Below are 25,572 nucleotides of genomic sequence, written 5' to 3' on the forward strand. Positions count from 1 at the left end.
ATTAATGGACAACCAACAATCTCCGCAACTTCCAGAAACAAATCATAATCCAAATACTATTGATCTTAATGAAACTATAAAGCCGTATTTAAGAAGATGGCCATGGTTTATTCTCAGCGCGATATTGACTGTAATAATAGGATATATAGCATTGAAATTTATGGTGCCGGTTTATCAGGTACAAACTACAGTATTGATCAAAGATGCTAAAAACTCATCTTCACCAGTTTCAAACGATTTGGGTGTTTTGCCTGACTTATCGAGTTTCGGTGGAATGAAGACAAATAGTATCGCTAACGAAATTGAAATTCTTAAGTCTAAAAAACTGATGAGAGAGGTTGTGGTCAATCAGAATCTCCAAACCAGTATTATTGCAAAGGGCAGAGTGTCTACTGTGGAGCTATACAAAGAAACGTCACCAATAGAGGTAAAAGTAATATCCGAAAAGCAAAGTAATGTAGGCTCAGGAGGAAAGATACAACTGACAATAGATGGGGAAAAACTTATTTTAAAATCGGATAAATTGCCGAGGGAAATTGTTTCTGCTTTTAATAAAACCATAGGCCTTCCATTTGCAAATATTATCATTATTAAAAATAAGGATTTTAATGCCAATATTATAAAAGGACTAGATTATAAAAATTTAGAATTAGATATTTCATCAATAGACTCTAAAGTAAACAGTCTTCAGGGACTGCTTAATGTAAGTCTTATCAATAAGGATGCTACAGTACTTAATCTGGCACTGAAATATCCGCAAATCACAAAAGCCCAGGATATTTTAAATAGCCTTGTTGTAGTCTATAATAACGAAGCGATTTTAGATAAAAATTCAGAATCTAATAAAACACTTAATTTTATTGAGGATAGAATCAAAAAACTATCAGGAGAGCTGGGAGATGTAGAAAATCAGAAAGAAAGCTTCAAATCCAAAAACAATCTTACAGATCTTGAAACAGAAGCCAAAATCGATTTGGAAAGCTCTGCTGCTGCAAGAGCTAAACAGCTGGAAGTAGATGCTCAGTTGGAACTTACGAATTCTTTAATAGGATTTGTTTCCAATCAAGGGCAGTATCAGGTGCTGCCAGCAAATGTAGGTTTAAATAATCCTGAAGCAACCGCTGGAATCTCCACCTACAACCAACTAATATTACAAAGAAACAGATTGCTTGAATCTGCTACCCCGGAAAACCCTACTGTTGTTGATGTTTCTAAGCAGATCAACTCGATGAGAACTTCTATCATGCAGAGTCTTCAGAGAAATAGAACAGGGTTGGAACTGGCAAGAAATGAGTATCAAGGAGAACAAAACAAAGTTGCCGGAAAAATTTCTAAGATTCCTGCGATCGAAAAAATGTTCAGAAGTATTGAAAGACAGCAGCAAATCAAGGAAAACTTATATCTTCTTTTACTACAGAAAAGAGAAGAAACGGCAATAGCTCAGTCTATTACAGCTCCAAAAGCTAGAGTGATAGACAAGGCATATGCGTTAGGAACTCCTGTGTCTCCAAAAAGCAATGCTATTCTTTTAGCGGCATTCTTTTTAGGTTTATTAATACCATTCCTTATCATTTATCTGAAAGAATTACTCAACAATAAGATTGAAACAAAACACGATTTAGAAAAACTGATCCATGCACCGGTTATTGCAGAATTGCCGAGCCTTGAAAAAGGAGATTCTGAAATTGTGAAAGTAAATGATATCACTCCAATGGCAGAAGCATTCAGAATTCTTATTACCAATATGAATTTTATGCTTCCAAAGGATAAAAAAGGAAAGGTCGTTTTTGTAACTTCAACGGTAAAAGGGGAAGGGAAAACCTTTACTTCGGTGAATTTGGCTTTAACATTGGCAAATCCTAAGAAGAGAGCAATTATTATCGGTTCGGATATCAGAAATCCGCAATTACAAAGATATAATCCTGCAAGAAAAGGTCTTGCCGGACTTACGGAATACCTTTATTCGGATCATACGAAGCTTGAAGATGTTATTCATGTTTCTTCGTTCAATCCAAATCTGGATGTGATTTATTCAGGAATGATTCCGCCAAATCCGACAGAATTACTTTCCAACGGTCGTTATGAAGTTCTTATTGAAGAGTTGAAAACAAGATACGATTATATCATTTTAGATACAGCTCCGTTGCTTCTGGTAACCGATACATTCCTTATCGCTGAGCTGGCAGATATTATCATCTATGTATCGAGATCAAGATACACAGAAAAGGCTTTACTTGAATTTGCCAATACTAATATTGATCAAAAGAAAATTAAAAACGTTGGTTTTGTCCTTAATGATGTAAACAGAGAAAATTTAGGATACAGCAACAAATATGGTTACGGATACAACAGTCACCACGAACAAACATGGTTTGAAAAAATAAAAAATAAACTTAGTTAATGATGAAAACATATAAAATAGCTGTTATCGGACAAGGCTATGTAGGTCTGCCATTATCTTTGGAATTTGCCGGTCATTATCCTGTTTTAGGATTTGATATTAATGCTCAAAGAGTGGATCAGCTTAATGAAGGACACGATATTACCCTTGAAGCTGATATAGAAAAGCTTAATAACGGCTTAAAAAAATACAATGAAACTAATGGATCTTTCGGATACAAAGCAACAAGCGTGTTATCCGATATTGCAGCATCCAATGTTTATATTGTAACGGTTCCCACCCCAATCGATAAATACAATGCTCCGGATCTTAATCCTTTACTTTCTGCTTCAAAAATGCTGGGAGGAATTATCAAAAAGGGAGATATTGTTATTTACGAATCTACGGTTTTCCCTGGCTGTACAGAAGAAGAATGTGTGCCTGTTCTTGAAAAATTTTCAGGTTTAAAATATAACGAAGATTTCTTTGTCGGCTATTCACCGGAGAGAATTAATCCAGGAGATAAGGTAAATACACTTACGAGCGTTAAAAAAGTAACGTCTGGTTCCACAGAAGAGATTGCGGAAGAAGTGGATAATCTTTACAAAAAAATCATTACTGCAGGAACACATAAAGCATCAAGCCTTAAAGTAGCAGAAGCATCAAAAGCGATTGAAAATGCACAGCGTGACGTCAATATTTCTTTTGTAAACGAATTGGCATTAATTTTCGACAGAATAGGGATTGACACCAATGACGTTTTGGAAGCAGCCGGAACAAAATACAATTTCCTGAAATATAAACCGGGATTGGTAGGAGGTCACTGTATTTCTGTTGACCCTTATTATCTTGCTCACAAGGCAGAGCAATTAGGTTATCATCCGGACGTTATCTTATCAGGTCGTCGTGTGAATGATTCGATTGCAAAATTTATTGCTTCTAAAGTTGTAAAGCTTCTTATTACAAAAGGAGGGATCATTAAAGATTCTCAAGCGCTTATTTTAGGTGTGACATTCAAAGAAAACTGCCCGGATGTAAGGAATACTAAAGTAGTGGATATCTATGCGGAACTTAAAGATTACGGAGTAAATGTAGACATCTACGATCCTTGGGCAAGCAAAGAAGAGGTAAAACATGAATACGGAATTGATATTCTGGATACTCTGATTGATGGGAAAAAGTATGATTCGGTGATTATTGCTGTTTCTCACAACGAGTTCCTTGAGATGGATCTTGAGTTGTTGAAAAAAGATAATGCAGTGGTTTTCGATACCAAGGCTTGTCTGGATAGAAATTTGGTAGACGCAAGATTATAAAGAATAATGAGCTATGATATCATAATTGTCGGAGCGGGGCTAGTCGGATTGGCTACTGCGTATCAGACAAAACTAAAAAATCCTGATTCTAAGATCTTAATTTTAGAAAAAGAAAATGATGTCGCAATACATCAGTCAGGACACAATAGTGGGGTGATTCATAGCGGAATTTATTATAAACCGGGAAGTTTAAAAGCCAAAAATTGTATTGAAGGCTATCATTCTGTGATCAACTTTGCTGAAGAGTACGGAATCCGATACGATCTTTGCGGTAAAATTATTGTAGCAACTTCGCAGGAAGAATTACCGCTTTTAGACAATATCTATAAAAGAGGTATAGAAAACGGTCTTCAGGATCTGAAATATCTTTCCAGGGAAGAATTTCGTGAAATAGAACCTCATTGTGAAGGCGTGAGAGCAATAAAAGTTCCTCAGACAGGAATTATTGATTATCCGGGAGTTGCAAAAAAAATTAAAGAGCTTTTTGAAGAATTAGGAGGCGAAGTTAAGTTTAATAATGAAGTAAAAAATATTATTAATAAAGGTTCTGAAATTATTGTTCAAACCAATGTTTCAGAATTTAAAGCAAAGAAACTGATTTCTTGCGCAGGCCTTTATTCTGATAAAATCACAAAAATGACCAATGAAGAGAATGATGTTGTTATTATTCCTTTCAGAGGTGAATATTATAAAATTAAAGATGAAAAAAAACATCTGGTAAAACATCTTATCTATCCTGTTCCGGATCCTAATTTTCCGTTTTTGGGAGTTCATTTTACCAGAATGATTGACGGAAATATCGAAGCCGGACCTAATGCTGTTCTGGCATTCAAAAAAGAAGGATATCAGTTTTTTGATTTTAATTTTAATGAAACCATACAGACTCTTTTTTGGCCTGGTTTTAGAAGGATTGTTGCAAAATACGGTAAAACAGGATTGGGAGAGATGCATCGTTCTTTATCAAAATCTGCCTTTACAAAAGCACTGCAGAAACTTTTACCTGAAATTCAGGAAAGTGATCTGGTAACGGGTGGGGCAGGAGTAAGGGCACAAGCTTGTAACAGAGACGGAGCCTTAATTGATGATTTTGACATCGTGAAAAACGGGAATATCATTCACGTAAGAAATGCACCTTCACCGGCTGCAACTTCTTGTCTTTCTATCGGAAATAAGATAAGTGAGCTGATAGAATTTTAAATATAAAAAAACACTAGGATAAAACAAATTGTATGAATGTTCAGATGGTTGACTTAAAAAGTCAATACGAAAAAATAAGGGATGAAATAAACACCGGAATTCAGGAATGTATCGACAATACAGCATTCATCAACGGACCGGCTGTTAAAGAATTTCAACAAGATTTCGAAAAATATTTAAATGTAAAACATGTCATTCCGTGTGCAAACGGAACTGATGCCTTACAGATCGCTATGATGGCTTTAGACTTGAAGCCTGGAGATGAAATTGTCTGTCCAGCATTTACTTATGTTGCTACAGCCGAGGTGATTGGATTATTAGGATTAAAACCGATCATGGTAGATGTCGATGAACAGACTTTTGATATCGAGCTTGAAGGTTTAGAGAAATACTTAACTCCGAATACGAAAGCAATTGTACCGGTACATTTGTACGGACAAGGCGCAAACATGGAGAAAATCCTTGAATTTGCAGAAAAACATAATTTATTCGTTATTGAAGATAATGCTCAGGCGATCGGTTCAGATTATACCTTCACAGATGGAACTGTAAAAAAAACGGGAACTATCGGGCACATCGGATGTACTTCTTTTTTTCCTTCTAAAAATCTCGGATGTTATGGTGATGGCGGAGCTTTAATGACCAACGATGATGATCTGGCTTCCAAAATCAGAATGATTGCCAACCACGGACAGGAAAAAAAATATTATCATAAAGTTTTAGGATGCAATTCAAGACTGGATACGATTCAGGCTGCAATTTTAAAGGTTAAATTAAAAAATCTTGATCAGTATTCAGCAGCAAGAAATAAAATGGCAGCCTATTATGATGAAAATTTGAAGGATATTGCTGAAATTCAGATTCCTGAAAGAGCAAAAAATGCTACTCACGTTTTCCACCAATATACTTTAAAGGTAAAAAACGGAAAAAGAGACGAACTGCAAAAGTACCTTGCAGAAAAAAATATTCCGAGTATGGTTTATTATCCGCTTCCGTTGTATAAACAGGAGGCGTTTCAGCAATATGTAGAAGAAAATTATAGTCTTCCTGTTACTGAAAAACTGTGTTCAGAAGTTATTTCTCTTCCTATTCATACGGAATTTAATCAGGAAGTTTCGGATTATATTATTTCTGAAATTAAAAACTTTTTTAACTAATAATCAATAATAAAGAAAAAAAATATGTCGGATTTTTTTGCACACGAAACAGCAGTGATCGACGAAGGTTGCAAAATAGGAGCAGGAACCAAAATTTGGCATTTTTCCCACATTATGCCAAATTGTGTTTTGGGAGAAAAATGTAATATCGGTCAAAATGTGGTCGTTTCGCCTAAAGTAATTTTAGGAAATAATGTAAAAGTCCAGAACAATGTTTCGATATATGAAGGGGTAACTTGCGATGATGATGTTTTTCTGGGGCCTTCAATGGTTTTTACCAATGTGATTAACCCAAGAAGTGCTGTTAACCGCAAGAATGAATACCTGAAAACTCATGTTGGTAAAGGAGCATCGATTGGGGCTAATGCAACGATCGTTTGTGGTCATAATATCGGAAAATATGCCTTTATCGGGGCAGGTGCAGTCGTAACAAAAGAAGTTCCGGATTATGCTCTTGTAGTTGGAAATCCTGCAAGACAAATGGGATGGATGAGTGAATTTGGCCATCGTCTGAACTTTGATGCTGAAGGATTTGCGGTGTGTGAAGAGAGCGGCGAAAAATACAAATTGGAAAATAATAAAGTTTCAAAAATTTAAAAACAAAATGTCTGAAAAAATAAAATTTGCAGTTATTGGTTGCGGACACATCGGAAAAAGACACGCTGAAATGGTGTCAAGAAATTCTGAGTGCGAACTGGTAGCTTTAATCGATGTAAAAGATAAATCAGCCTTAGGAATCGAGAATTACGATGTGCCTTTTTTTAAATCATTGGATGATTTTTTGAATTCCGGAATTGAAGTGGATGTTGTCAATATTGCTTCACCCAACGGATTTCATTTCGAGCAGGCTTATAAAGTCATTGATGCCGGAAAGCACGTCGTGGTTGAAAAACCAATGGCTCTGAATAAACAGCACGCAGAGAAATTAATATTTCAGGCTCTGCATAAGCATAAACAGGTTTTTGCGGTAATGCAGAACCGCTATTCTCCACCTTCTGTATGGATCAAAGAGATGGTGGAAAGCGGTAAATTAGGAGAGATATACATGGTTCAGCTTAATTGTTACTGGAATCGTGACAACAGATATTACAAGCCTGAATCATGGCACGGGAAACTGGAGCTTGACGGAGGAACTTTGTTCACTCAATTTTCTCATTTTATAGATATTATGTACTGGTTATTTGGAGATATTACCAATATTCAGGCAAAATTTGCAGATTTTAATCATAAAGATCTTACAGATTTTGAAGACTCCGGTTTTGTGAATTTTGATTTTGTAGATGGTGGAATGGGATCTTTGAACTATTCGACTTCAGTCTGGAATCAAAATCTTGAAAGTTCAATGACGATCATTGCTGAAAATGGTGCTGTGAAAATTGGTGGTCAATATATGGATAAGGTTGAAGTTTGTAATATCAAAGACTACATCATGCCGGAATTACCACCGACAAATCCTGGAAATGACTACGGAGCTTATAAAGGTTCTGCAGCAAATCATCACTACATTATTGAAAACGTAGTAGATGTTTTGAAAGGAAGAAATACGATTACTACAAATGCTTTGGAAGGGCTGAAGGTAGTGGATATTATTGAGAGGATTTATGAATTGAAAAAAAATGACACTTATGAGCTTTAAAAAAGTTTTAGTATTGGCTCCTCATACAGATGATGGTGAATTAGGAGCAGGGGGATTTATTTCGAAATTAGTTGATGAAGGTGCTGAAGTTTTTTATATGGCCTTTTCAACTGCCGAAGAATCTGTTCCTGCAGGATTTCCTAAGGATATTTTGAAAACTGAAGTAAAAGCTGCCACAAAAGTACTTGGCATAAAAGAAGAAAATGTAATTATTTTTAATTATCAGGTAAGAAAACTTAATTATGCCAGACAGGAAATTTTAGAAGAACTAATCAGGTTTAAAAGAGAACATTCTGATATAGATCTTGTATTGATCCCAAGTATCAACGATATACATCAGGATCACTCTACTATCGCCAATGAAGGGATCAGAGCATTTAAGACAAAGTCGATCTTTAGCTATGAGCTTATATGGAATAATCTATCTTTTAATACACAAAGTTATGTATCTTTAAGTGAGGAACATATCAACAGGAAAATCGATGCTTTGAAAGAATATAAATCTCAAGGTTTTAGAGATTATCTGAGCGCAGATTTTATTCGTTCACTAGCTGTGGCAAGAGGGGTGCAGTTTGGAGTGAAATACGCAGAGACTTTTGAAGTTGTAAGGTTTTCAATAAAATAAATAAAATGATGGTAGTACTTTCAGAAATTATAAACAGACTAAATCCTGAAAAGGTTATAGGAAATATTGATAAAGAAATTATCAATGCCATTCAGCTTGACCCGAATAATGAGAGGGATGATGTATTAATGTGGGTTTCTGCAAAGTTTAGCGAAAAATTAAAAGAAGTTAAAAAAGGAGTTATTATATGTAACAACTTTTCTGAAGATCTTATTAATTCTGACTGTACATATTTGATCTTTGAAAATCCCCGACTGGCCTTCCAAAAGGCACTTTCTGAGTTTTTCATGCCTAAGAAAAAAACGGGAATTTCTAAAACCGCAATTATTGGTGAAAATGTAAGTATCGGAAAAAACGTTTACATTGGAGAATATACTATAATAGAAGACAACTGCACAATAGGTGATCATACTGTAATAGATCATCATACAGCAATAAAAAAGGACACGATAATTGGTGAGAATGTGATTATCGGGGCAAATAATACCATTGGCGGAGTCGGTTTTGGATATGAAAAAGATGAAACGGGACAGTTTGTTTTTATTCCGCATATTGGAAATGTAATCATAGGAAATAATGTTGAAATTGGTAACAATACATGTATAGACCGTGCGGTATTGGGGAGTACAATTTTAATGGAAAATGTGAAAGTAGATAATCTTGTACATATTGCCCATGGCGTAAAGGTTGGTAAAAACAGTCTCGTTATTGCCAATGCGATGGTAGCCGGGAGTGTGGAAATAGGTGAAAATACATGGGTTGCTCCATCTTCATCTATTTTGAACCAGAAAAAGGTGGGGAATGATGTCACCATTGGCCTTTCAGCTGTTGTGGTAAAAGACGTTGAAAACGGACAGACCGTTATCGGAAGTCCTGCTGAAGAAATTTCTGTAGCACTGAACAAGAAAAAAATTATGAACGAAAAATTGTTTAAATAGTTTTGGGTTTTAAAGACATAATTAATAGAGTAAAATCTAATTTATTTTTACAAAATGTTGCTATTCTTTCCAGCGGAACTATCATTAGCCAGCTGATCGTAATAGCGACATCTCCTTTTTTGAGCCGTCTCTATTCGGTAGAGGCTTTTGGGCTTTTATCTGTTTTTAGCAGTTTTGCCATTTTCTTTGCGGTATTATCCACCGGAAGATATGAGCTGGCTTTGGGATTACCAAAAGAAAATATTAAAGCTTCCAATATATTTAAACTTATTCTATGTATTGGCTTTACTGTTTCATTGCTATATTTTGTATTGATTTTTGTTCTTAAAGATCTTATCCATTTACAGGATAATACTGGTTTTCTTAATAATAAGCAGGTCTATTTGGCACCTGTCTATATTTTTTTCGGGGCATTGTACTCTGCTTTGGGATATTGGAACCAGCGGGATAAAAAATACACGAAAATTACTTTAGCCAATGCGATTCAAGTAATAGGAACAAGTGTTTTCAGTTTGTTTTTTGGAGTCATTAATTATGAAGGAGGATTAATATTATCCCTAATATTAGGAATTATAATTTCCAGTTTATATTTACTTTTAACGGATAAAGAACTTTTGAGCCATTTATCTTCGTTTGATAATAAAATGCTGAAGGTAGGTAAGGAATACAAGGCGTTTCCAAGGTATATGATTCTTTCGGATTTGTCACTTACAGCCTGTCAACAGTTTATTCCGATTCTTTTTTCGGCTTTATATAATACAACTATTGTTGGTTTCTTTTCGATGGCTAATAGAATGATAAGGCTGCCTAATATTGTGATTACATCATCAGTAGGAAATGTTTTCAGGAATGATGCAATTGATGAAATAAGAGAAACCGGAAATTGTATACATTTATACCAGTCTACTTTAAAAAAATTATTAATAATCTCATTTCCCATTTATTTGTTGGTATTTGCTGTTTCTCCGAAATTGTTTTCACTTGTATTTGGAGAAAAATGGGAAATTGCAGGATATTTTGCAAGAATATTATCTGTAGCTTTATTTTTTGAATTTTTATCAGCTCCATTGAATACTTTATTTTATGTTTTTGAAAAACAAAAAATACTGATGAGACTACAGATCATCAATGCATTGTTTGTATTTATATCAATATTTTTGGGATATTATCTTGATAAAAGTTATTATCTGTCATTGATTTTATATACGGTTGTTTCTGTTTTGTCAAGTTTAATTTTTTTATATTTTACCAATAATTTATCAAAGAATGCAAGTAGAAAAGCCTAATAGTTTACAAGTATTTTTTCTTACCCTTATGCTTTACGGCTATGAGCTTATATCCTTTTTTCCTGATTTATTGGGAATAGAATCCAGGCCTGTAAGTATTGCTTTAAGAGTTGTGGTACTTGTTTCCGGGATATTCGTAGTATTAAAAAACAGAATGCAGCTAACGAAAATACATTACTTGCTGTTCTTTTTTTGGTTTTTATATCTCCTGCGGCTTTTTTATGATACGGCACTAACTACAAAAAATATACTTGCCCCTATTAATGACTACTGGTCATTTTCAGTATTGATTATAGTGTCAATGTTTGCTTGTACTACTCAATTTTCAGAGAAAACCTTGCTGACAGTGAAAAATTATATTTTGGTAATTTTATTTATCGTCAATATCTGGGGACTTTATAATAATATTACAGCCCCACAGATCGTACCGGATGATATTCTGATAAGAGCCGACGGTAATAGCAGCTTAAATACTGTTTCTTTTGGGAAGACTTCTACCATTTTATTTTTTATCTGTTTTATATCATTACTAAAATATAAAAAAAATCTCCTGAGTATTGTATTTATCATAGGAATGCTCCTGGGATTATATAATATTTTTGTTGCCGGATCAAGAGGACCTTTAATACAATTAATTGTCATTATTTCATTATACACTTTTGTTCATATAAGACAGGTAAGGCTGAAATATGTACTTCTTGCTTTCATTGTAGGTATTGTGCTGCTTAACTTATTTCCAAGTTATTTTGAGGCCTCAAAACTGGTGTTTCAAAGAATCGGGGAAACAGGGTTTACAGCAAACGAAAATGATCAGTTTAGAGCTATGCTTTTGAAATCGGCCTGGAATCAGTTCTTGGACCATCCTTTTTTCGGAGATGCTATCGAAACTTCCATGGGTAATGCATATCCCCATAATATAATTTTAGAATCATTTATGGCAATGGGAATTGTTGGAGGACTGCTTTCCATAGTTATCTTTATAGTAAATATAATAATTGGGACAAAAGTTTTAAAAGTTTTTGCTTACAGCTTTTTGGGAGGTATTCTTTTGATGGATACCGTAGGATCAATATCTGCAGGATCTATTGTTAATTATTTGCTTATATGGCCCGTTCTTTCTTTATCAATAAACCTCAGTAAAACAAATGGAAAAAAATAGAAAAAAAATTGTAATGTTGCAGGATTTTTTTGGCTTAGGTTATACCTACCAGGAAAATCTTCTTACTGAAAATTATAGGAGATTAGGTCATGAAGTGGTAGTTATTACATCAACTTTTGAGAATGTCTTTGATTATACTCACGAAAAATATGATCCTTCCAAAAAAAAGAAAATAGAAGATTACCACGGGGCAAAAATAATCAGGTTGCCATATAGTTTGAATTTTTTAAATAAATTAAGAAAACATTCAGGAGTATATGAGATTCTTGCAGAAGAAAAACCAGACTTGATCTTTGCACATGATATTCATCTCAATTTAAAGGAAGCTGTAGAGTATCAAAAAAAATTCCCTGAATGTAAAATTATAATGGATTATCATGCAGATTACACAAATTCTGCAAAAAATTGGATATCCTTAAATATTTTACACAAACTTATCAGAAAACCATTTTTTAACAGATATAAAAAATATTTACATAAAATATATTCTATTGTACCCGGAAGTACCACGTTTCTGAATGAAGTTTATGATGTACCTTATGATAGCATAGAACTGTTGCCTTTAGGTTGCGATTATGCAAAATGCAATGAAGTAAGACAGAACACAAATATTTCAGAGATTAGAAATCAGTTTGGTATTAAAAAAGAAGATATCGTAATTATTACAGGCGGAAAAATAAATCAGCTAAAAAGAATTCACCTGGCTGTAGATGCTGTAAAAAGACTGAATTTAAAAAACGTACATTTAATAGTTTTTGGTAAAGGAGATGTAAATGACGAAGTGTATTATGAGCAAATGAAAAAAAATGCTGAAGGATATAATGTTCACTTTACCGGTTGGATCGACAGTCATACAACGTATGAACTGATGGCTGCATCCGATATTGCGCTTTTCCCATGCAGTCAGTCTGTACTTTGGCAACAGTCAATAGGGATGCATCTTCCGCTTATTGCCGGAGATTTCGGCGGACAGGATATGTCTTACCTGAACCGGAATAATAATTTAATTAAAATAGATGCTCAGGATATTAATGAAGAATATTTTTCGAAAATTTTGTTAGAATTAATTCAGACACCTGAAAAAATAGATCTCATGAAAAAGGGAGCAGAGAAGACAGCAAAAGAGTTTTTAGACTACGAAATAATAGCCAGAAGAACATTAGAAGATTAAGAGGCTAGTAGCAGGAAATATAATGATTAAAATTTTTCAAATATCAAGTGAGGTAAACAGTGGTTCTGTAGGCAGAATCGCAGAGCATATTGGTGAAAAGATAATTGATAACGGGTGGGAAAGCTATATCGCTTACGGAAGAGATCATAATCCCAGTAAATCCAATGTCATACCTATAGGAAATAAGATCAGCTTAATAAGCCATGGACTCAAAACCAGGCTTACGGATCGACATGGATTCGGATCTGTAGCCGCAACCAAAAAGCTTATTAAAACAATTAAGGAAATCAATCCTGATCTCATCCAGCTTCAGCACTTGCACGGATATTTTGTAAATATTGAAATTTTGTTTAATTTTTTATCAGAATTCAAAAAACCAATCGTTTGGACATTTCATGATTGTTGGTCTTTTACCGGACATTGTGCCTATTACGAATTTGTAGACTGCCATAAATGGAAGACGGAATGCTTTAAATGTCCACAGACTCATGATTATCCGCAATCGTATATAGATCAGTCTACCCGCAACTTCAGAGATAAAAAAAGGATTTTCAACTCTGTAGAAAATCTTACAATAGTACCTGTTTCCAACTGGATCGGTGATCAGGTAAAAGAATCTTTTTTGAAAAATTTCAGAGTACATACTATTCATAATGGAATTGATATTGAAAAATTTGCACCTCAAAATGCTGAATCTATAAAAGAGAAATATAACCTAAAAAACAAATTTATAATCCTTGGAGTAGCCAGCCCGTGGAGCGAGAGGAAAGGTTTGAAATATTTTGTTGAACTTTCGAAAAATATATCAGATGATTATCAAATAATTTTAATAGGTTTGAATGATGAACAAATTAAAAAATTGCCTTCCAATATAATAGGAGTCAAAAGGACGGAAAATATTAAAGAATTGGCAGAATTCTATTCGGTGGCAGATGTTTTTGTAAATCCTACTCTTGAAGACACATTCCCTACTACAAATCTGGAGGCACAGTCTTGCGGAACTCCGGTTATCACTTTTAAGACTGGTGGGGCACCGGAAGCAATTGATGAAAATACAGGAATTGTGGTAGAAAAAGGAAACGTACAGGGATTATTAGATGCCATTCAGGAAATCAAAAAAAATGGTAAACAGTTTTATACAAAAGAATGCAGAAAGAGAGCAGAATTGAAATTTAATAAAAATGACCGTTTTCAGGAATATTTAGACCTATATTGTGACATTTTAAAACTAAATTGATATGATAACAAAATTATTCACAGTGCTTTCAACCGTACTGCTACTTACCTGTGCGGGAAACGAAAAAAAACAAAATTTTGTATCACCAGAAATTGGAGGTATCCAAAACCCACCTCAAATATTAATTTGCTCTGATAATAAATCTAAAACTTTTACAGACTTTATTAATCGTGAGAAAATACAGTTTGTACAGTTCGTAAATGACGGCCAGTTTATAGATAAAAAAGTTCCTTTTACATTCAGTAAAGATCTTCTTATAAAAGAACTGGAAAGAGCTTATCCGGATCCAAACGCCTCCGGGATTGCTTACATTGATATTGAAGTACCTTATATAGACTATCTTAAAGAAGATGTCACTACAGATAATTATAAAAGAAGCGTTAAACTTTTTCTGGATGTCCTTGATTTTGTTAAAAAACAAAGACCAAATGTAAAATGGGGATATTATGGAATTCCTTATACTACATATTGGGGAAGAGATAAAAAGTTTTATGACCAATACAAAAAACTTGATCCGATAATTAGAAAAAGCGATATATTGTTTCCATCTATTTATATTTTCTACAATCATGTAAGCTTTAGTATGGAAAATGAAGACTATATTGAAGAAAATGCGGAAGAAATGATAAGAATCGCTAGTATTTATAATAAAAAGGTGTATCCTTTTGTAATGTCGCGCTACCATCCTTCCAATGCAAGCATTGGAAATCAAAAAATAAATGATTCGGATTTTAGAACATATATAACAGCTATTTCAAATGCAAAGTATAATAATAAGCATGTAGACGGTATTGTTCTTTGGAATGCAGATGGATATTCTTATCGCACCAGTGAGCCTGTTTTAAAAAAAGAACTTGAAAAAAATAAAATAACTAATTTTGACACGTTTTATGATCAATACATTATTGGTCTATTAAGCTTAATGAAAAAGGAAGTAGAAAAATAACACTTATGGAAGAAACAAGACCTTATCAAATTTGTACAAAAACAATTATGGATACTACAGATCCAAATATTGTTTTCAATGAAAAAGGTGAAAGTGATTACTATATCAATTATATTGAAAATATATTACCAACTTGGCACACAGATGAAAGAGGCTTAAAAGAACTTGAACAGGAAGCTGAGAAAATTAAAAAAGACGGTAAAAACAGAGATTTCGACTGTATTATTGGACTTAGTGGAGGGTTGGACAGCTCTTATGCTGCCTATGTAGCAAAGGAAGTAATGGGGTTGCGTCCTCTTATTTTCCATGTGGATGCAGGCTGGAATACAGACCGCGCGGTAAGTAATATTGAGAAATTGGTAAACGGGCTAAACCTCGATTTATATACCGAAGTTATCAACTGGGAGGAAATGAAAGATCTGCAGGTGGCATTCTTGAAATCTCAGATTGCAGATCAGGATATGCCTCAGGATATTGCATTCTTTTCCGGGTTGTATAAATTTGCCAAGAAGAATAAAATTAAATATGTTCTTACAGGAGGAAACTATTCAACAGAATGCTGCAGAGAGCCTGAAGAATGGGGAGCATATCCTGGGATTGATAAAACGCTTATATTGGATATCCACAAAAAGTTTGGGAAAAGAGAACTCAAAACTTTTCCTATCGTAGATATCATGAGCTATAAACTGTATTATAAATATGTTTTAGGAATGCAGGTTTATAAGCCATTAAACAGTCTGCCATACATTAAAAAAGATGTAGAAAAAATGCTTTTTGATAAATATGGATGGGAAAGTTTCCAGCATAAGCATCACGAATCGAGATTTACGAGATTCTTTGAAGATTATTGGATGCCAAAAAAATTCGGATATCAGAAAAGGAAAGCACATTTTTCCAGTCTTATTCTTACAGGTCAGATGACCAGAGAAGAAGCGCTGGACAGAGTTTCCAGACCGGAACTTTCTGAAGAATTTCTGCAGAAAGAATTTGAGTATGTAGCCAATAAGTTAGATCTTACCGTTGACGAGCTTCAAAAATTATTTGAAGGTGAAAATAAGACCTATCACGATTACAAAAATAAAAGATCACTGATAGGCATTGGCGCTCAGGCAATGAGAAAATTTGGACTTGAAAAAAGATTATTCAGATGATAACGATTATTGACTACGGGGTTGGAAACATCAATGCCTTTGTGAATGTGTACAAAAGAGTAGATGTTCCCGTAAAAATTGCAAAAACAAAAGACGATCTGGAAGATGCACAAAAATTAATTCTTCCCGGGGTAGGACATTTTGATCATGCAATGACTCAATTGAATAATTCGGGAATGAGAGATAAACTCGACGAATTGGTGCTTGATAAAAAAGTACCGGTAATCGGGATTTGTGTCGGGATGCAGATGATGGCAAACAATAGTGATGAAGGAAAATTAGATGGTTTGAAATGGATCGATGCCACAGTTAAAAAATTTGACGAAACAAAAATTAATCAGGTAACAAGGCTGCCTCATATGGGATGGAATGATGTAAAGCCTGTAAAAGATATTGAATTATTCAGAGGCTTAGAAAAAGACTCTATTTTTTATTTTCTGCATACTTATTATTTTCATTGCAACAATAATGAGGATATAATGGCTGTTACCGAATATGGTGGGGAATTTGCTTCAGCCGCACATCACGAAAATAAATACGGAATACAATTTCACCCGGAAAAAAGCCATCATTATGGTGAAATTTTATTGCACAATTTTGCAAAACTTTAAATGTTTTAAACACAAATGTTAAGACCCAGAATTATACCTAGTCTTCTGATACAGGACAATGGACTTGTAAAAACGGTAAATTTTAAAAATCCGAAATACGTCGGAGATCCTATTAATGCAGTAAGGATATTTAACGAGAAAGAAGTAGACGAGCTTGCTATTTTTGATATTGATGCAACGGTAAAAGGATTAGAGCCTAATTATAGTTTAATTGAAAGAATAGCAAATCAATCCAGAATGCCACTTTGCTATGGAGGTGGTGTAAAAACTGTTGAACAGGCGCAAAAGATTTTTGGGTTGGGAATTGAAAAAATTGCCCTTTCTTCAGCTGTTCTTCAAAATCCACAGTTGATCACTCAGATTGCAGACAGGGTAGGCTCACAAAGTGTGATTGTAGTACTCGATGTCAAAAAAAAGCTTTTCGGCGGATATGAAGTCTATACTCATAACGGAAAAAAAGCTACGGGAATCAATCCGTTTAAATTTGTGGAAGATGCTCAAAAACTGGGTGCAGGAGAAATTATTATTAATTCTATTGATCAGGATGGTGTGATGAAAGGGTATGACCTTTCATTAATAGATAAAGTAAGAGAAAAAATATCACTTCCACTTACTGTTTTAGGAGGTGCAGGTTCTTTGAATGATATTAAACAAGTAATAGACAAGCACGGAATTATTGGAGTTGCGGCAGGTAGTTTGTTTGTATTTAAAGGTGTATATAAAGCCGTTTTAATAAACTATCCATCTTTTGAAGAAAAAGAAGGCTTAAGGCAAAAATAATTATGTGCGGAATAGCAGGACTGATATATAAGGACAAAACACCGGTGAAGGAGGGAACTCTAAGGAAAATGACAGATAAAATGTCACATAGAGGTCCGGATGCCGAAGGTTTTTTTGTCCACGAAAATTTAGGATTCGGACATCGAAGATTATCGATCATCGATATGAGCGAATCTGCAAATCAACCTTTTCATTTTAATGATAAGCATGTTCTAGTTTTTAACGGAGTTATTTACAATTATATTGAACTCAAAGAAGAACTTAAGGAAAAAGGATATTCATTTAATACAACTTCAGATACCGAGGTTTTGGTTGCTTCTTATGACTGCTGGGGAGAAGAATGTGTTAAGAAGTTCAATGGGATGTGGGCTTTTGCAATTTTTGATTCTAAGAATAATAAAGTATTTTGTTCAAGAGATCGTTTTGGGATAAAACCTTTTTATTATTTTTCTAATGAGAACAAGTTTATTTTTGCATCTGAAATTAAACCTATCCTTGAAATTGAAAAAGTAGAAAAGGTAAACATTCAGATATTATTACAGTATCTGATTGTAAACTTAACGGGCCATTTTAATGAAACTTTTTTCGAAGGCATCTTAAAATTACCAGCATCTCATAATCTTATATATGATCTAAAAACGAATGAATTCCGAATCTATAAATATTATGATATTGAGTTTAAAAAAGAGATAAATAAATTAAACTTAGAGGAATCTATTGAAATTTTTGAAAAAAAATTCGAAGAATCTATTAAAATAAGATTAAGGTCAGATGTAAAAATAGGAAGTGCATTGAGTGGAGGATTAGACAGTCCTTATGTAACCACAATTGCCAATAAAATCATAGATAAACAAAATAATTGCGGTTTTACGGCTATCACAGTAGGGTCATTGGATGAAAGGGATGATGAGAGCAAACTGGCAAAACTTATTGCAGAAACAATCCATGTCAATCATGATATTGTAACTCCTAAATCCGACGAATTCAGGCATGATCTTGAAAACGTAATTTTTATGCATGAAGAACCCTTTGCCGATTTGTCGGTGTTCATGCAAAATTTTCTGATGAAGGAAGCGAATAAGTTAGGCGTAAAAGTATTTCTTGACGGGCAGGGCGCTGACGAAATTCTATTGGGATATAGCAGATATACCGCTGCTTTTTTAAGAAATCATGATTTTATCTCAAATCTGAAATTTTTAAAAAAGGTAAAAAGTCATTATGATATTTCTATTCTGGAAGCAGGGAAAATATATTTTTACTTTTCGAGCTATTTTGTAAGGAAGTTCAGATTGCAAAGGAGAGGTGCTATTTTAAAGAATAAATATCTTGGAATTATAAATTTTTCTAAACTAAAGAAACTTACAAAATCATATAAAAAAATTTTTGAACTTCAGAAAAACGAAATTTTCCATTTCCTTCTTCCTGATATTTTAAGGATAGAAGATAAAAATTCGATGCTTTTTTCTATTGAATCCAGATTACCTTTTCTAGATTACACATTTGTAGAAACTGTATTATCAATCAATAACAATTATAAAATAAGGGATGGCTGGTCAAAATATATTTTAAGGAGAAATCTTGAAAAATTTTTGCCAGATGAAGTAACATATAACAGCAGGAAAATTGGACTAAACCCACCTGTCAATCACTGGTGGCCGCGATCACAAAAAATCCTGGAAACCATCAATAACTCAAAAATAATACAGGAAATTTCAAAAAAGAAATATACCTTTATTGCAGACCGGGATCTGGAATGGAGATTGTACAACATTGCAGTCTGGGAAAAACTCTATAACATGAAACTTTAATATTAAAAACACATATGCAGATTAAAGATAAAACACTTCTTATCACAGGTGGAACAGGTTCCTTTGGGACAGCTGTTCTCAGAAAATTTATTAATACGGATCATTTTAAAGAGATACGTATCTTTTCACGTGATGAGAAAAAGCAGGATGATATGAGAAATCAGTTTAAAAATGATAAACTGAAATTTTATATTGGTGATGTAAGAGATTATAAAAGTATCGAACCCGCAATGAGAAGGGTAGATTATGTATTTCACGCTGCCGCTTTGAAGCAGGTTCCATCATGCGAATTTTTCCCGATGCAGGCCGTGAAAACCAACGTGGAAGGAACTCAAAACGTCATCGATGCTGCTGCAATAAACAAAGTAAAAAAAGTAATCTGCCTAAGTACAGATAAAGCCGCATATCCTATCAATGCGATGGGAATTTCAAAAGCAATGATGGAAAAAGTCGCGGTAGCCGCTTCCAGAAACCTGGACGAAACAGTCGTTTGCCTTACCAGATACGGAAATGTAATGGCTTCACGAGGCTCCGTTATTCCTTTGTTTGTAAAGCAGATCAAAAACGGGGATCCGATTACGATCACCGATCCTAATATGACGAGATTTTTAATGTCACTGGAAGAAGCCGTTGATTTGGTTTTATTTGCTTTTGAACACGGAAATCCTGGTGATTTGTTCGTTAATAAAGCTCCTGCAGGAACAATCGGAGATTTGGCTCAGGCACTGAAAGAAATGTTTAAGGCCGATAATCCTATAAAAATAATCGGAACGAGACACGGTGAAAAATTATATGAAACATTGTGTACCCGTGAAGAAATGATCAAAGCAGAAGATATGGGAGATTTTTACAGAATTCCTGCGGACAACAGGGATTTGAATTATGCTCAGTATTTTTCTGAAGGAACGGAAGATATTTCGAAAATTGAAGATTATCACTCTCACAACACCCACCAGCAGGACGTTGAAGGAATGAAACAACTTTTGATGAAACTTCCTTTGATAAGAAAAGAAGTGTTGGGAGAAGACTTAATGCAATATCCAGATTAAATTATATTGGTATGGAAACTCCCCAGATTATTAAAGGAGGAAAATATTCCGACGACAGAGGTAATCTCTTTTTTAATAATAATTTTAATGCATCGCAAATTAAAAGGATCTATTACATAGAAAATGCAGATACCAAATTTGTGAGAGGCTGGACCGGACATAAAATCGAACAAAGATGGCTTTCTGCATCGCAGGGAAGCTTCACTATCAGACTGATTAAGATTGATCATTGGGAAAAACCATCTGAAAATTTACCGATTTTAAAATTTGAATTAAATTCCGGGCAATTGGATGTTCTTCATATTCCTAAAGGGTATGTAAGTGCTATTCAGTCTCGGGAAGAAAAATCGAGATTACTGGTGATGGCAGATTATTTTTTGGGCGAAATTGCTGATGATTATCGTTTTCCTATAGACTATTTCGAAAATTTTAAATAATGAAGAAAATTGGAATTACCGGGCAAAACGGATTTGTCGGTTCACATTTATATAATACTTTAGGGCTTTATCCCGAAAAATTTGAAACCATTCATTTCGATAGAGATTTTTTTGAAAATGAAGAAAAATTGGATGAATTTGTCGGAAAATGCGATGTCATTGTACATCTTGCAGCCATGAATCGCCATCCTGATCCGGAAGTTATTTATAATAATAATCTGGATTTGGTTAAAAAATTGGTTTCATCTTTAGAAAAAACAAATTCTAAGGCTCATGTTCTCTTTTCATCATCAGCTCAGGAAGAAAAAGATAACCTTTACGGAAAATCCAAAAAAGAAGGACGGGAACTTTTGGCAGAATGGGCTGAAAAATCAGGCGGAAAGTTTACCGGAATGGTGATTCCTAATGTTTTCGGACCGTTCGGAAAGCCCAATTATAATTCCTTCATTGCAACTTTTTGTCACAAACTTACCCATGGAGAAACTCCTGTTATCGACAACGACGGGGAGGTGAAATTAATCTACGTGGGAGAATTGGTTCAGGAAATTATTAACCAAATTGAAAGGGGAGAAACCAAAAAATTATATGAAGTTCAGTCTACTTCTACGAATAAAGTTTCGGAAGTGCTTCAAAAATTAGAAAATTATAAACAATTATATTTCGATAACGGGGAAATTCCTGTATTGGAGACACAATTTGATTTTAATTTATTTAATACTTTCCGTTGTTATTTTGATATTAAAAATCATTATCCGGTTAAATTTACCCAGCATACCGATCCGAGAGGAGCTTTTGTTGAGGTGATTCGACTTGGAATTGGAGGGCAGTGCTCGTTTTCAACGACAGTGCCGGGAATTACCAGAGGAAATCATTATCATACCAGAAAAATAGAAAGATTTGCTGTTATTAAAGGAAAAGCATTAATACAGTTAAGAAAAATAGACACAGACGAAGTACTGGATTTCTATCTTGACGGGAACGAACCGGCTTATGTAGATATGCCGATCTGGTACACCCACAATATTAAAAATATAGGAGAAGAAGAATTATATACGATTTTTTGGATTAATGAACCTTTCAATCCGGAAGACGCAGATACGTATTTCTTAGAAGTATAAGCGGATGGAAAAAATAGGCCATTTAAAAGCATCAATCATAAAAGATCAGGAAATGTATTTTCTGATCATGGCTTTATTTGGTTATATTCTTGCGTATATAGACCCATATTATTCTAAGGGATTTCCTCATTACATCAATTTTTTTATCAGGGGCGGGATATTTTTACTTTCAATATATTTTATAGTAAAGAATTTTCATATTGTTCAAAAAAGAAAAACAGTCATTATTGTATTTGCTTTGTTTTTCTCTTTTTATTTATTTAAACTTTATAAGACGATTCCCAGTTTTACCGTTCCTCCGGATGTTTTTACCGGATTGAAGAATTCTATTTATTACTATGGGTTTATGGTGATCCCTTTACCGGTAATTGCTATTTTGAGCTTAAATTATCAAGAAATAGATTTTAAAAAGTTTTTCAGGATTATTTTTTTCGGACTTCTTATTATTTTCGGAATTAATTTTCTTTACACCAATTTTGTATTCGAATCGTATAGAAGCAACGGGAGAAGTGGTATTTTCCGGTCTTATTATATTCTGGTTGGGCATTATGGGCTGAGCCTGGTGATCATGTCATTATATGGCTATTTATTTTTAAAAGCTAAAGGATATTTTTACGCATTGGGGATTTTACTGGGATCTTTTGCCATCTTCGTTTCTGCTGCCAGAAGTCCTGTATTGGCACTTTTTGTTATTCTCTTTGTCTTTTTGATCGCGATTAATAATAGAAAATACTGGCTCTGCTTTTTGGGAGCGGTTGTGTTGGCTTTTGTTGGGCTTTTTGTTATTTATCGAACCGGAATTGGTGAAAATTCTATTTTTTTTGAGAGGTTAAATGGGGCTATTTTTGAAAGAAATGCTTCCGGAAGATCATCATTTTTTAGCAGGGGAATAGAAATATTTCTCAATCATCCGCTGTTCGGAGGGAATGCATTATTTGAAGACGGTATGTATTCTCACAATATTTTTGTTGATATATTAATGTCAACAGGAGTATTCGGTATGGCTCTGTTTATAATTTATTTTAAATTTGTAGTTCAGAGTTTTATTAAAATTTTGAAACATATTTATAAGTATAAAGAAAGCGGAGTGGTGATCTTCTTTTTCTTGCAATATTTTATTTTGGCCCAGACATCGGGAAATCTTTACTTATCATTTGAGTTTTGGTACTTTGGTGCGGCAGTTATTGGCTTAGGATATATAAATTTTACAAATGAAGAAATTAAAAGTAATGACAGTCGTGGGAACACGGCCGGAGATTATTAGACTATCAAGGGTATTATCGGCTTTGGATGCATCTGAAGCTGTTGAGCATATCATCGTTCATACAGGACAAAATTATGATTATGAACTTAATCAGATTTTTTTCGAAGATTTAGGTCTTCGCAAACCGGATTATTTTTTGGAAGCCGCCGGAAAAACGGCTACGGAAACAGTGGGGAATATTTTAATTAAAATAGATCCGCTTCTGGAAGAATTAAAACTGGATGCTTTCCTTGTTTTGGGCGATACCAATTCATGCCTTTGTGCAATTCCCGCGAAAAAAAGACAAATCCCGATTTTTCATATGGAAGCCGGAAACAGATGTTTTGATCAAAGAGTTCCGGAAGAAACCAACAGAAAAATTGTAGATCATACTTCAGATATTAATTTGACCTATTCGGATATTGCAAGAGAATATCTGTTGAGAGAGGGGCTTCCTGCAGACAGAATTATTAAAACAGGTTCTCCCATGTTCGAAGTTCTCAACCATTATCTTCCCCAAATTGAAAGCTCTGATGTGTTGACCCGTCTGAATCTTGAAGAAGGAAAATATTTCGTTGTATCCTCGCACAGAGAAGAAAATATTAATTCTGAGAAAAATTTTAACGGATTAATAGAAAGCCTTAATGCCATTGCTGAAAAATTTGGCTTCCCGATTATTGTTTCCACCCATCCGAGAACCAGAAATATGATCGATAAAATGAAGGTGGAGGTAAGACCTGAAATTCAGTTTCTAAAACCTCTTGGTTTCCACGATTATAATGCTTTGCAGATGAGAAGTTATGCTGTTCTGTCGGATTCGGGAACCATTTCCGAAGAATCTTCAATTTTAAATTTTAGAGCACTGAATATCAGAGATGCCCACGAAAGACCAGAAGCAATGGAAGAAGCCTCCGTAATGATGGTTGGGCTGTCTCCCGAAAGAATTTTGCAGGGGTTGGTTCAGCTTCAACAGCAAAAAACAGGAAAGGAAAGAAATTACAGACCGGTTTCAGATTATTCGATGCCGAATGTTTCTGAAAAAATGGTGAGAATCATTTTGAGCTATACGGATTATGTTAACAGGGTAGTTTGGAGTAAGAAATAATATAATGAACGTACTGTTTCTTACTTTAGTAAAAATTGATACTTTACAGCAACGGGGTATTTATCATGATTTGATGCGCGAGTTCTCTGCTCACGGGCATAACCTTTATATTGTATCACCATTAGAAAGAAGGGAGAATAAAAAAACCTGCATTAAAACAGATGGAAATACAAAATTCCTGAATGTAAAAACCTTAAATATCCTGAAAACCAATTTTATTGAAAAAGGAATTTCTACATTATCAATAGAAAAATTATTCTTAAGAGCGATAAAAAAGTATTTTTCTGATGTAAAATTTGATTTGGTTATCTATTCTACACCACCCATTACTTTTACAAATCTTATTAAGTTTATCAAAAAAAGGGATAACGCAAAAACATATTTACTGTTAAAAGATATTTTTCCTCAAAATGCTGTAGATATGCAGTTTATGTCCGAAAAAGGATTTTTTTATAAATATTTCAGAAACAAAGAAAAGGAGCTTTACAATATTTCGGATAAGATTGGATGTATGTCAAAAGCCAATGTTGATTTTGTTTTGAGGCACAATTCTTATATTCCAAAAGAAAAAGTAGAGATCAATCCTAATTCGATTCAAATACAAGGTTTTGAAGAAATATCTCAAGAAGATAAGAATCAAATAAAATCTAAATATAATATTCCGACGGATAAAAAAATATTTATCTACGGCGGAAATCTTGGAAAACCGCAGGGAATAGATTTTCTCATTAAAACTTTAGATGCGGAAAAAGAAAATAAAAAAGGATTTTTCGTCATTGTCGGAGCCGGAACGGAATATGAAAAAATTAAGGATTGGATTGATAAAGCAAATCCAAAAAATGTATTATTAATTTCATTCTTACCTAAAAATGATTACGATCTTTTAGTACGGGTTTGTGATGTAGGATTAATATTTTTGCATAAAGATTTTACGATTCCGAATTATCCTTCAAGATTGTTATCATATCTTGAGTACAAAATTCCTGTAATTGCGGCTACGGATAAAAATACAGATATAGGAGAGGATATTGTAAACAATAATTGTGGGGCAGCAGTTTGTTCAGATGATATAGAATCTATGATGAAAACCGTAAATTTGTTCGCTGAAATGGATAAAGCTGAATTTGAGAAAATGAGACAGAATAGTTGGGATTTTTTAGAAAGAGAATTTCAGGCTTATATGTCTTATGAAAAAATAATGAAATCGTTGAACTAATAAAAA

The 25,572-nt window shown here is 34.0% G+C and carries 23 protein-coding genes; all 23 read left to right on the top strand.

All coding sequences use genetic code 11. The features are described 5' to 3' along the window. Positions 1-4 precede the first annotated feature (4 nt). From BMX24_RS01440 to BMX24_RS01550, 23 genes are read left to right on the top strand one after another with little or no spacing between them, the layout of a single operon-like run. Positions 5-2,401, top strand: a complete 2,397-nt coding sequence (locus BMX24_RS01440; protein WP_089790309.1) for a GumC family protein — start codon at positions 5-7, stop codon at positions 2,399-2,401. Then, complete coding sequence (locus tag BMX24_RS01445; protein WP_089790310.1) at positions 2,401-3,696, top strand: nucleotide sugar dehydrogenase; 1,296 nt, start codon at positions 2,401-2,403, stop codon at positions 3,694-3,696. Before BMX24_RS01440 ends, BMX24_RS01445 begins: the two co-directional genes overlap by 1 nt. A gap of 6 nt (positions 3,697-3,702) precedes the next feature. Next, positions 3,703-4,893 carry an L-2-hydroxyglutarate oxidase gene (lhgO, locus tag BMX24_RS01450; protein WP_089790311.1) on the top strand — a complete coding sequence of 397 codons (1,191 nt, stop codon included), beginning with the start codon at positions 3,703-3,705 and terminating at the stop codon, positions 4,891-4,893. A gap of 32 nt (positions 4,894-4,925) precedes the next feature. After that, complete coding sequence (locus BMX24_RS01455; protein ID WP_089790312.1) at positions 4,926-6,050, top strand: DegT/DnrJ/EryC1/StrS family aminotransferase; 1,125 nt, start codon at positions 4,926-4,928, stop codon at positions 6,048-6,050. A 24-nt stretch (positions 6,051-6,074) separates the two neighbouring features. After that, positions 6,075-6,647, top strand: coding sequence for an acyltransferase (locus BMX24_RS01460; RefSeq protein ID WP_089790313.1), 573 nt, complete (start codon positions 6,075-6,077; stop codon positions 6,645-6,647). A gap of 7 nt (positions 6,648-6,654) precedes the next feature. Then, positions 6,655-7,686, top strand: coding sequence for a Gfo/Idh/MocA family protein (locus BMX24_RS01465; RefSeq protein ID WP_089792671.1), 1,032 nt, complete (start codon positions 6,655-6,657; stop codon positions 7,684-7,686). Further along, positions 7,676-8,311, top strand: a complete 636-nt coding sequence (locus BMX24_RS01470; RefSeq protein ID WP_228404629.1) for a PIG-L deacetylase family protein — start codon at positions 7,676-7,678, stop codon at positions 8,309-8,311. The genes BMX24_RS01465 and BMX24_RS01470 overlap by 11 nt, the downstream gene beginning before the upstream one ends. 5 nt (positions 8,312-8,316) lie before the next feature. Beyond that, positions 8,317-9,249 (top strand): DapH/DapD/GlmU-related protein, encoded by a 933-nt coding sequence (locus tag BMX24_RS01475; protein ID WP_089790315.1) that lies wholly within the window; start codon positions 8,317-8,319, stop codon positions 9,247-9,249. 2 nt (positions 9,250-9,251) lie between these two features. After that, positions 9,252-10,535, top strand: coding sequence for a lipopolysaccharide biosynthesis protein (locus BMX24_RS01480; RefSeq protein ID WP_170835634.1), 1,284 nt, complete (start codon positions 9,252-9,254; stop codon positions 10,533-10,535). Further along, entirely contained in the window at positions 10,516-11,694 is a 1,179-nt protein-coding gene (locus BMX24_RS01485; protein ID WP_089790317.1) for an O-antigen ligase family protein, read from the top strand. The genes BMX24_RS01480 and BMX24_RS01485 overlap by 20 nt, the downstream gene beginning before the upstream one ends. Continuing rightward, the gene (locus BMX24_RS01490; RefSeq protein WP_089790318.1) at positions 11,681-12,865 is read left to right on the top strand and encodes a glycosyltransferase family 4 protein; all 1,185 of its coding nucleotides are present in this window, start codon (positions 11,681-11,683) and stop codon (positions 12,863-12,865) included. The genes BMX24_RS01485 and BMX24_RS01490 overlap by 14 nt, the downstream gene beginning before the upstream one ends. Positions 12,866-12,887: 22 nt before the next feature. Further along, positions 12,888-14,102 carry a glycosyltransferase family 4 protein gene (locus BMX24_RS01495; protein WP_170835635.1) on the top strand — a complete coding sequence of 405 codons (1,215 nt, stop codon included), beginning with the start codon at positions 12,888-12,890 and terminating at the stop codon, positions 14,100-14,102. Position 14,103: 1 nt separating this feature from the next. Continuing rightward, complete coding sequence (locus tag BMX24_RS01500; RefSeq protein WP_089790319.1) at positions 14,104-15,048, top strand: hypothetical protein; 945 nt, start codon at positions 14,104-14,106, stop codon at positions 15,046-15,048. A 5-nt stretch (positions 15,049-15,053) separates the two neighbouring features. Continuing rightward, entirely contained in the window at positions 15,054-16,199 is a 1,146-nt protein-coding gene (locus BMX24_RS01505) for an N-acetyl sugar amidotransferase (protein WP_089790320.1), read from the top strand. Further along, on the top strand, positions 16,196-16,810 hold the full coding sequence (hisH, locus tag BMX24_RS01510) for an imidazole glycerol phosphate synthase subunit HisH (RefSeq protein ID WP_089790321.1): 615 nt from the start codon (positions 16,196-16,198) through the stop codon (positions 16,808-16,810). The genes BMX24_RS01505 and hisH overlap by 4 nt, the downstream gene beginning before the upstream one ends. Before the next feature lie 15 nt (positions 16,811-16,825). Next, a complete protein-coding gene (locus BMX24_RS01515; RefSeq protein WP_089790322.1) occupies positions 16,826-17,590 on the top strand; it encodes an AglZ/HisF2 family acetamidino modification protein in 765 nt (254 codons plus the stop codon). Between the two features lie 2 nt (positions 17,591-17,592). Beyond that, positions 17,593-19,398, top strand: coding sequence for an asparagine synthase (glutamine-hydrolyzing) (gene asnB / locus BMX24_RS01520; protein ID WP_089790323.1), 1,806 nt, complete (start codon positions 17,593-17,595; stop codon positions 19,396-19,398). 14 nt (positions 19,399-19,412) lie between these two features. Next, complete coding sequence (locus tag BMX24_RS01525) at positions 19,413-20,447, top strand: polysaccharide biosynthesis protein (protein WP_089790324.1); 1,035 nt, start codon at positions 19,413-19,415, stop codon at positions 20,445-20,447. Between the two features lie 11 nt (positions 20,448-20,458). Next, positions 20,459-20,884 carry a WxcM-like domain-containing protein gene (locus BMX24_RS01530; RefSeq protein WP_089790325.1) on the top strand — a complete coding sequence of 142 codons (426 nt, stop codon included), beginning with the start codon at positions 20,459-20,461 and terminating at the stop codon, positions 20,882-20,884. Then, a complete protein-coding gene (locus tag BMX24_RS01535; RefSeq protein ID WP_089790326.1) occupies positions 20,884-22,002 on the top strand; it encodes a polysaccharide biosynthesis C-terminal domain-containing protein in 1,119 nt (372 codons plus the stop codon). Before BMX24_RS01530 ends, BMX24_RS01535 begins: the two co-directional genes overlap by 1 nt. A gap of 4 nt (positions 22,003-22,006) precedes the next feature. Continuing rightward, positions 22,007-23,266, top strand: coding sequence for an O-antigen ligase family protein (locus tag BMX24_RS01540; RefSeq protein WP_089790327.1), 1,260 nt, complete (start codon positions 22,007-22,009; stop codon positions 23,264-23,266). Then, positions 23,214-24,350 carry a non-hydrolyzing UDP-N-acetylglucosamine 2-epimerase gene (wecB, locus tag BMX24_RS01545; RefSeq protein ID WP_089790328.1) on the top strand — a complete coding sequence of 379 codons (1,137 nt, stop codon included), beginning with the start codon at positions 23,214-23,216 and terminating at the stop codon, positions 24,348-24,350. Before BMX24_RS01540 ends, wecB begins: the two co-directional genes overlap by 53 nt. A 4-nt stretch (positions 24,351-24,354) precedes the next feature. After that, positions 24,355-25,566 carry a glycosyltransferase family 4 protein gene (locus BMX24_RS01550; protein WP_089790329.1) on the top strand — a complete coding sequence of 404 codons (1,212 nt, stop codon included), beginning with the start codon at positions 24,355-24,357 and terminating at the stop codon, positions 25,564-25,566. The last annotated feature ends 6 nt before the right edge of the window (positions 25,567-25,572 follow it).

The organism is Chryseobacterium wanjuense (genome assembly GCF_900111495.1).
GTDB classification, from domain to species: Bacteria; Bacteroidota; Bacteroidia; order Flavobacteriales; family Weeksellaceae; genus Chryseobacterium; species Chryseobacterium wanjuense.

What these genes read in the sequence shown, in the direction of transcription:
- BMX24_RS01440 (WP_089790309.1), top strand. Translation starts at nt 5, where the DNA reads ATGGACAACCAACAATCTCCGCAACTTCCAGAAACAAATCATAATCCA.
- BMX24_RS01445 (WP_089790310.1), top strand. Translation starts at nt 2,401, where the DNA reads ATGATGAAAACATATAAAATAGCTGTTATCGGACAAGGCTATGTAGGT.
- lhgO (WP_089790311.1), top strand. Translation starts at nt 3,703, where the DNA reads ATGAGCTATGATATCATAATTGTCGGAGCGGGGCTAGTCGGATTGGCT.
- BMX24_RS01455 (WP_089790312.1), top strand. Translation starts at nt 4,926, where the DNA reads ATGAATGTTCAGATGGTTGACTTAAAAAGTCAATACGAAAAAATAAGG.
- BMX24_RS01460 (WP_089790313.1), top strand. Translation starts at nt 6,075, where the DNA reads ATGTCGGATTTTTTTGCACACGAAACAGCAGTGATCGACGAAGGTTGC.
- BMX24_RS01465 (WP_089792671.1), top strand. Translation starts at nt 6,655, where the DNA reads ATGTCTGAAAAAATAAAATTTGCAGTTATTGGTTGCGGACACATCGGA.
- BMX24_RS01470 (WP_228404629.1), top strand. Translation starts at nt 7,676, where the DNA reads ATGAGCTTTAAAAAAGTTTTAGTATTGGCTCCTCATACAGATGATGGT.
- BMX24_RS01475 (WP_089790315.1), top strand. Translation starts at nt 8,317, where the DNA reads ATGATGGTAGTACTTTCAGAAATTATAAACAGACTAAATCCTGAAAAG.
- BMX24_RS01485 (WP_089790317.1), top strand. Translation starts at nt 10,516, where the DNA reads ATGCAAGTAGAAAAGCCTAATAGTTTACAAGTATTTTTTCTTACCCTT.
- BMX24_RS01490 (WP_089790318.1), top strand. Translation starts at nt 11,681, where the DNA reads ATGGAAAAAAATAGAAAAAAAATTGTAATGTTGCAGGATTTTTTTGGC.
- BMX24_RS01495 (WP_170835635.1), top strand. Translation starts at nt 12,888, where the DNA reads ATGATTAAAATTTTTCAAATATCAAGTGAGGTAAACAGTGGTTCTGTA.
- BMX24_RS01500 (WP_089790319.1), top strand. Translation starts at nt 14,104, where the DNA reads ATGATAACAAAATTATTCACAGTGCTTTCAACCGTACTGCTACTTACC.
- BMX24_RS01505 (WP_089790320.1), top strand. Translation starts at nt 15,054, where the DNA reads ATGGAAGAAACAAGACCTTATCAAATTTGTACAAAAACAATTATGGAT.
- hisH (WP_089790321.1), top strand. Translation starts at nt 16,196, where the DNA reads ATGATAACGATTATTGACTACGGGGTTGGAAACATCAATGCCTTTGTG.
- BMX24_RS01515 (WP_089790322.1), top strand. Translation starts at nt 16,826, where the DNA reads ATGTTAAGACCCAGAATTATACCTAGTCTTCTGATACAGGACAATGGA.
- asnB (WP_089790323.1), top strand. Translation starts at nt 17,593, where the DNA reads ATGTGCGGAATAGCAGGACTGATATATAAGGACAAAACACCGGTGAAG.
- BMX24_RS01525 (WP_089790324.1), top strand. Translation starts at nt 19,413, where the DNA reads ATGCAGATTAAAGATAAAACACTTCTTATCACAGGTGGAACAGGTTCC.
- BMX24_RS01530 (WP_089790325.1), top strand. Translation starts at nt 20,459, where the DNA reads ATGGAAACTCCCCAGATTATTAAAGGAGGAAAATATTCCGACGACAGA.
- BMX24_RS01535 (WP_089790326.1), top strand. Translation starts at nt 20,884, where the DNA reads ATGAAGAAAATTGGAATTACCGGGCAAAACGGATTTGTCGGTTCACAT.
- BMX24_RS01540 (WP_089790327.1), top strand. Translation starts at nt 22,007, where the DNA reads ATGGAAAAAATAGGCCATTTAAAAGCATCAATCATAAAAGATCAGGAA.
- wecB (WP_089790328.1), top strand. Translation starts at nt 23,214, where the DNA reads ATGAAGAAATTAAAAGTAATGACAGTCGTGGGAACACGGCCGGAGATT.
- BMX24_RS01550 (WP_089790329.1), top strand. Translation starts at nt 24,355, where the DNA reads ATGAACGTACTGTTTCTTACTTTAGTAAAAATTGATACTTTACAGCAA.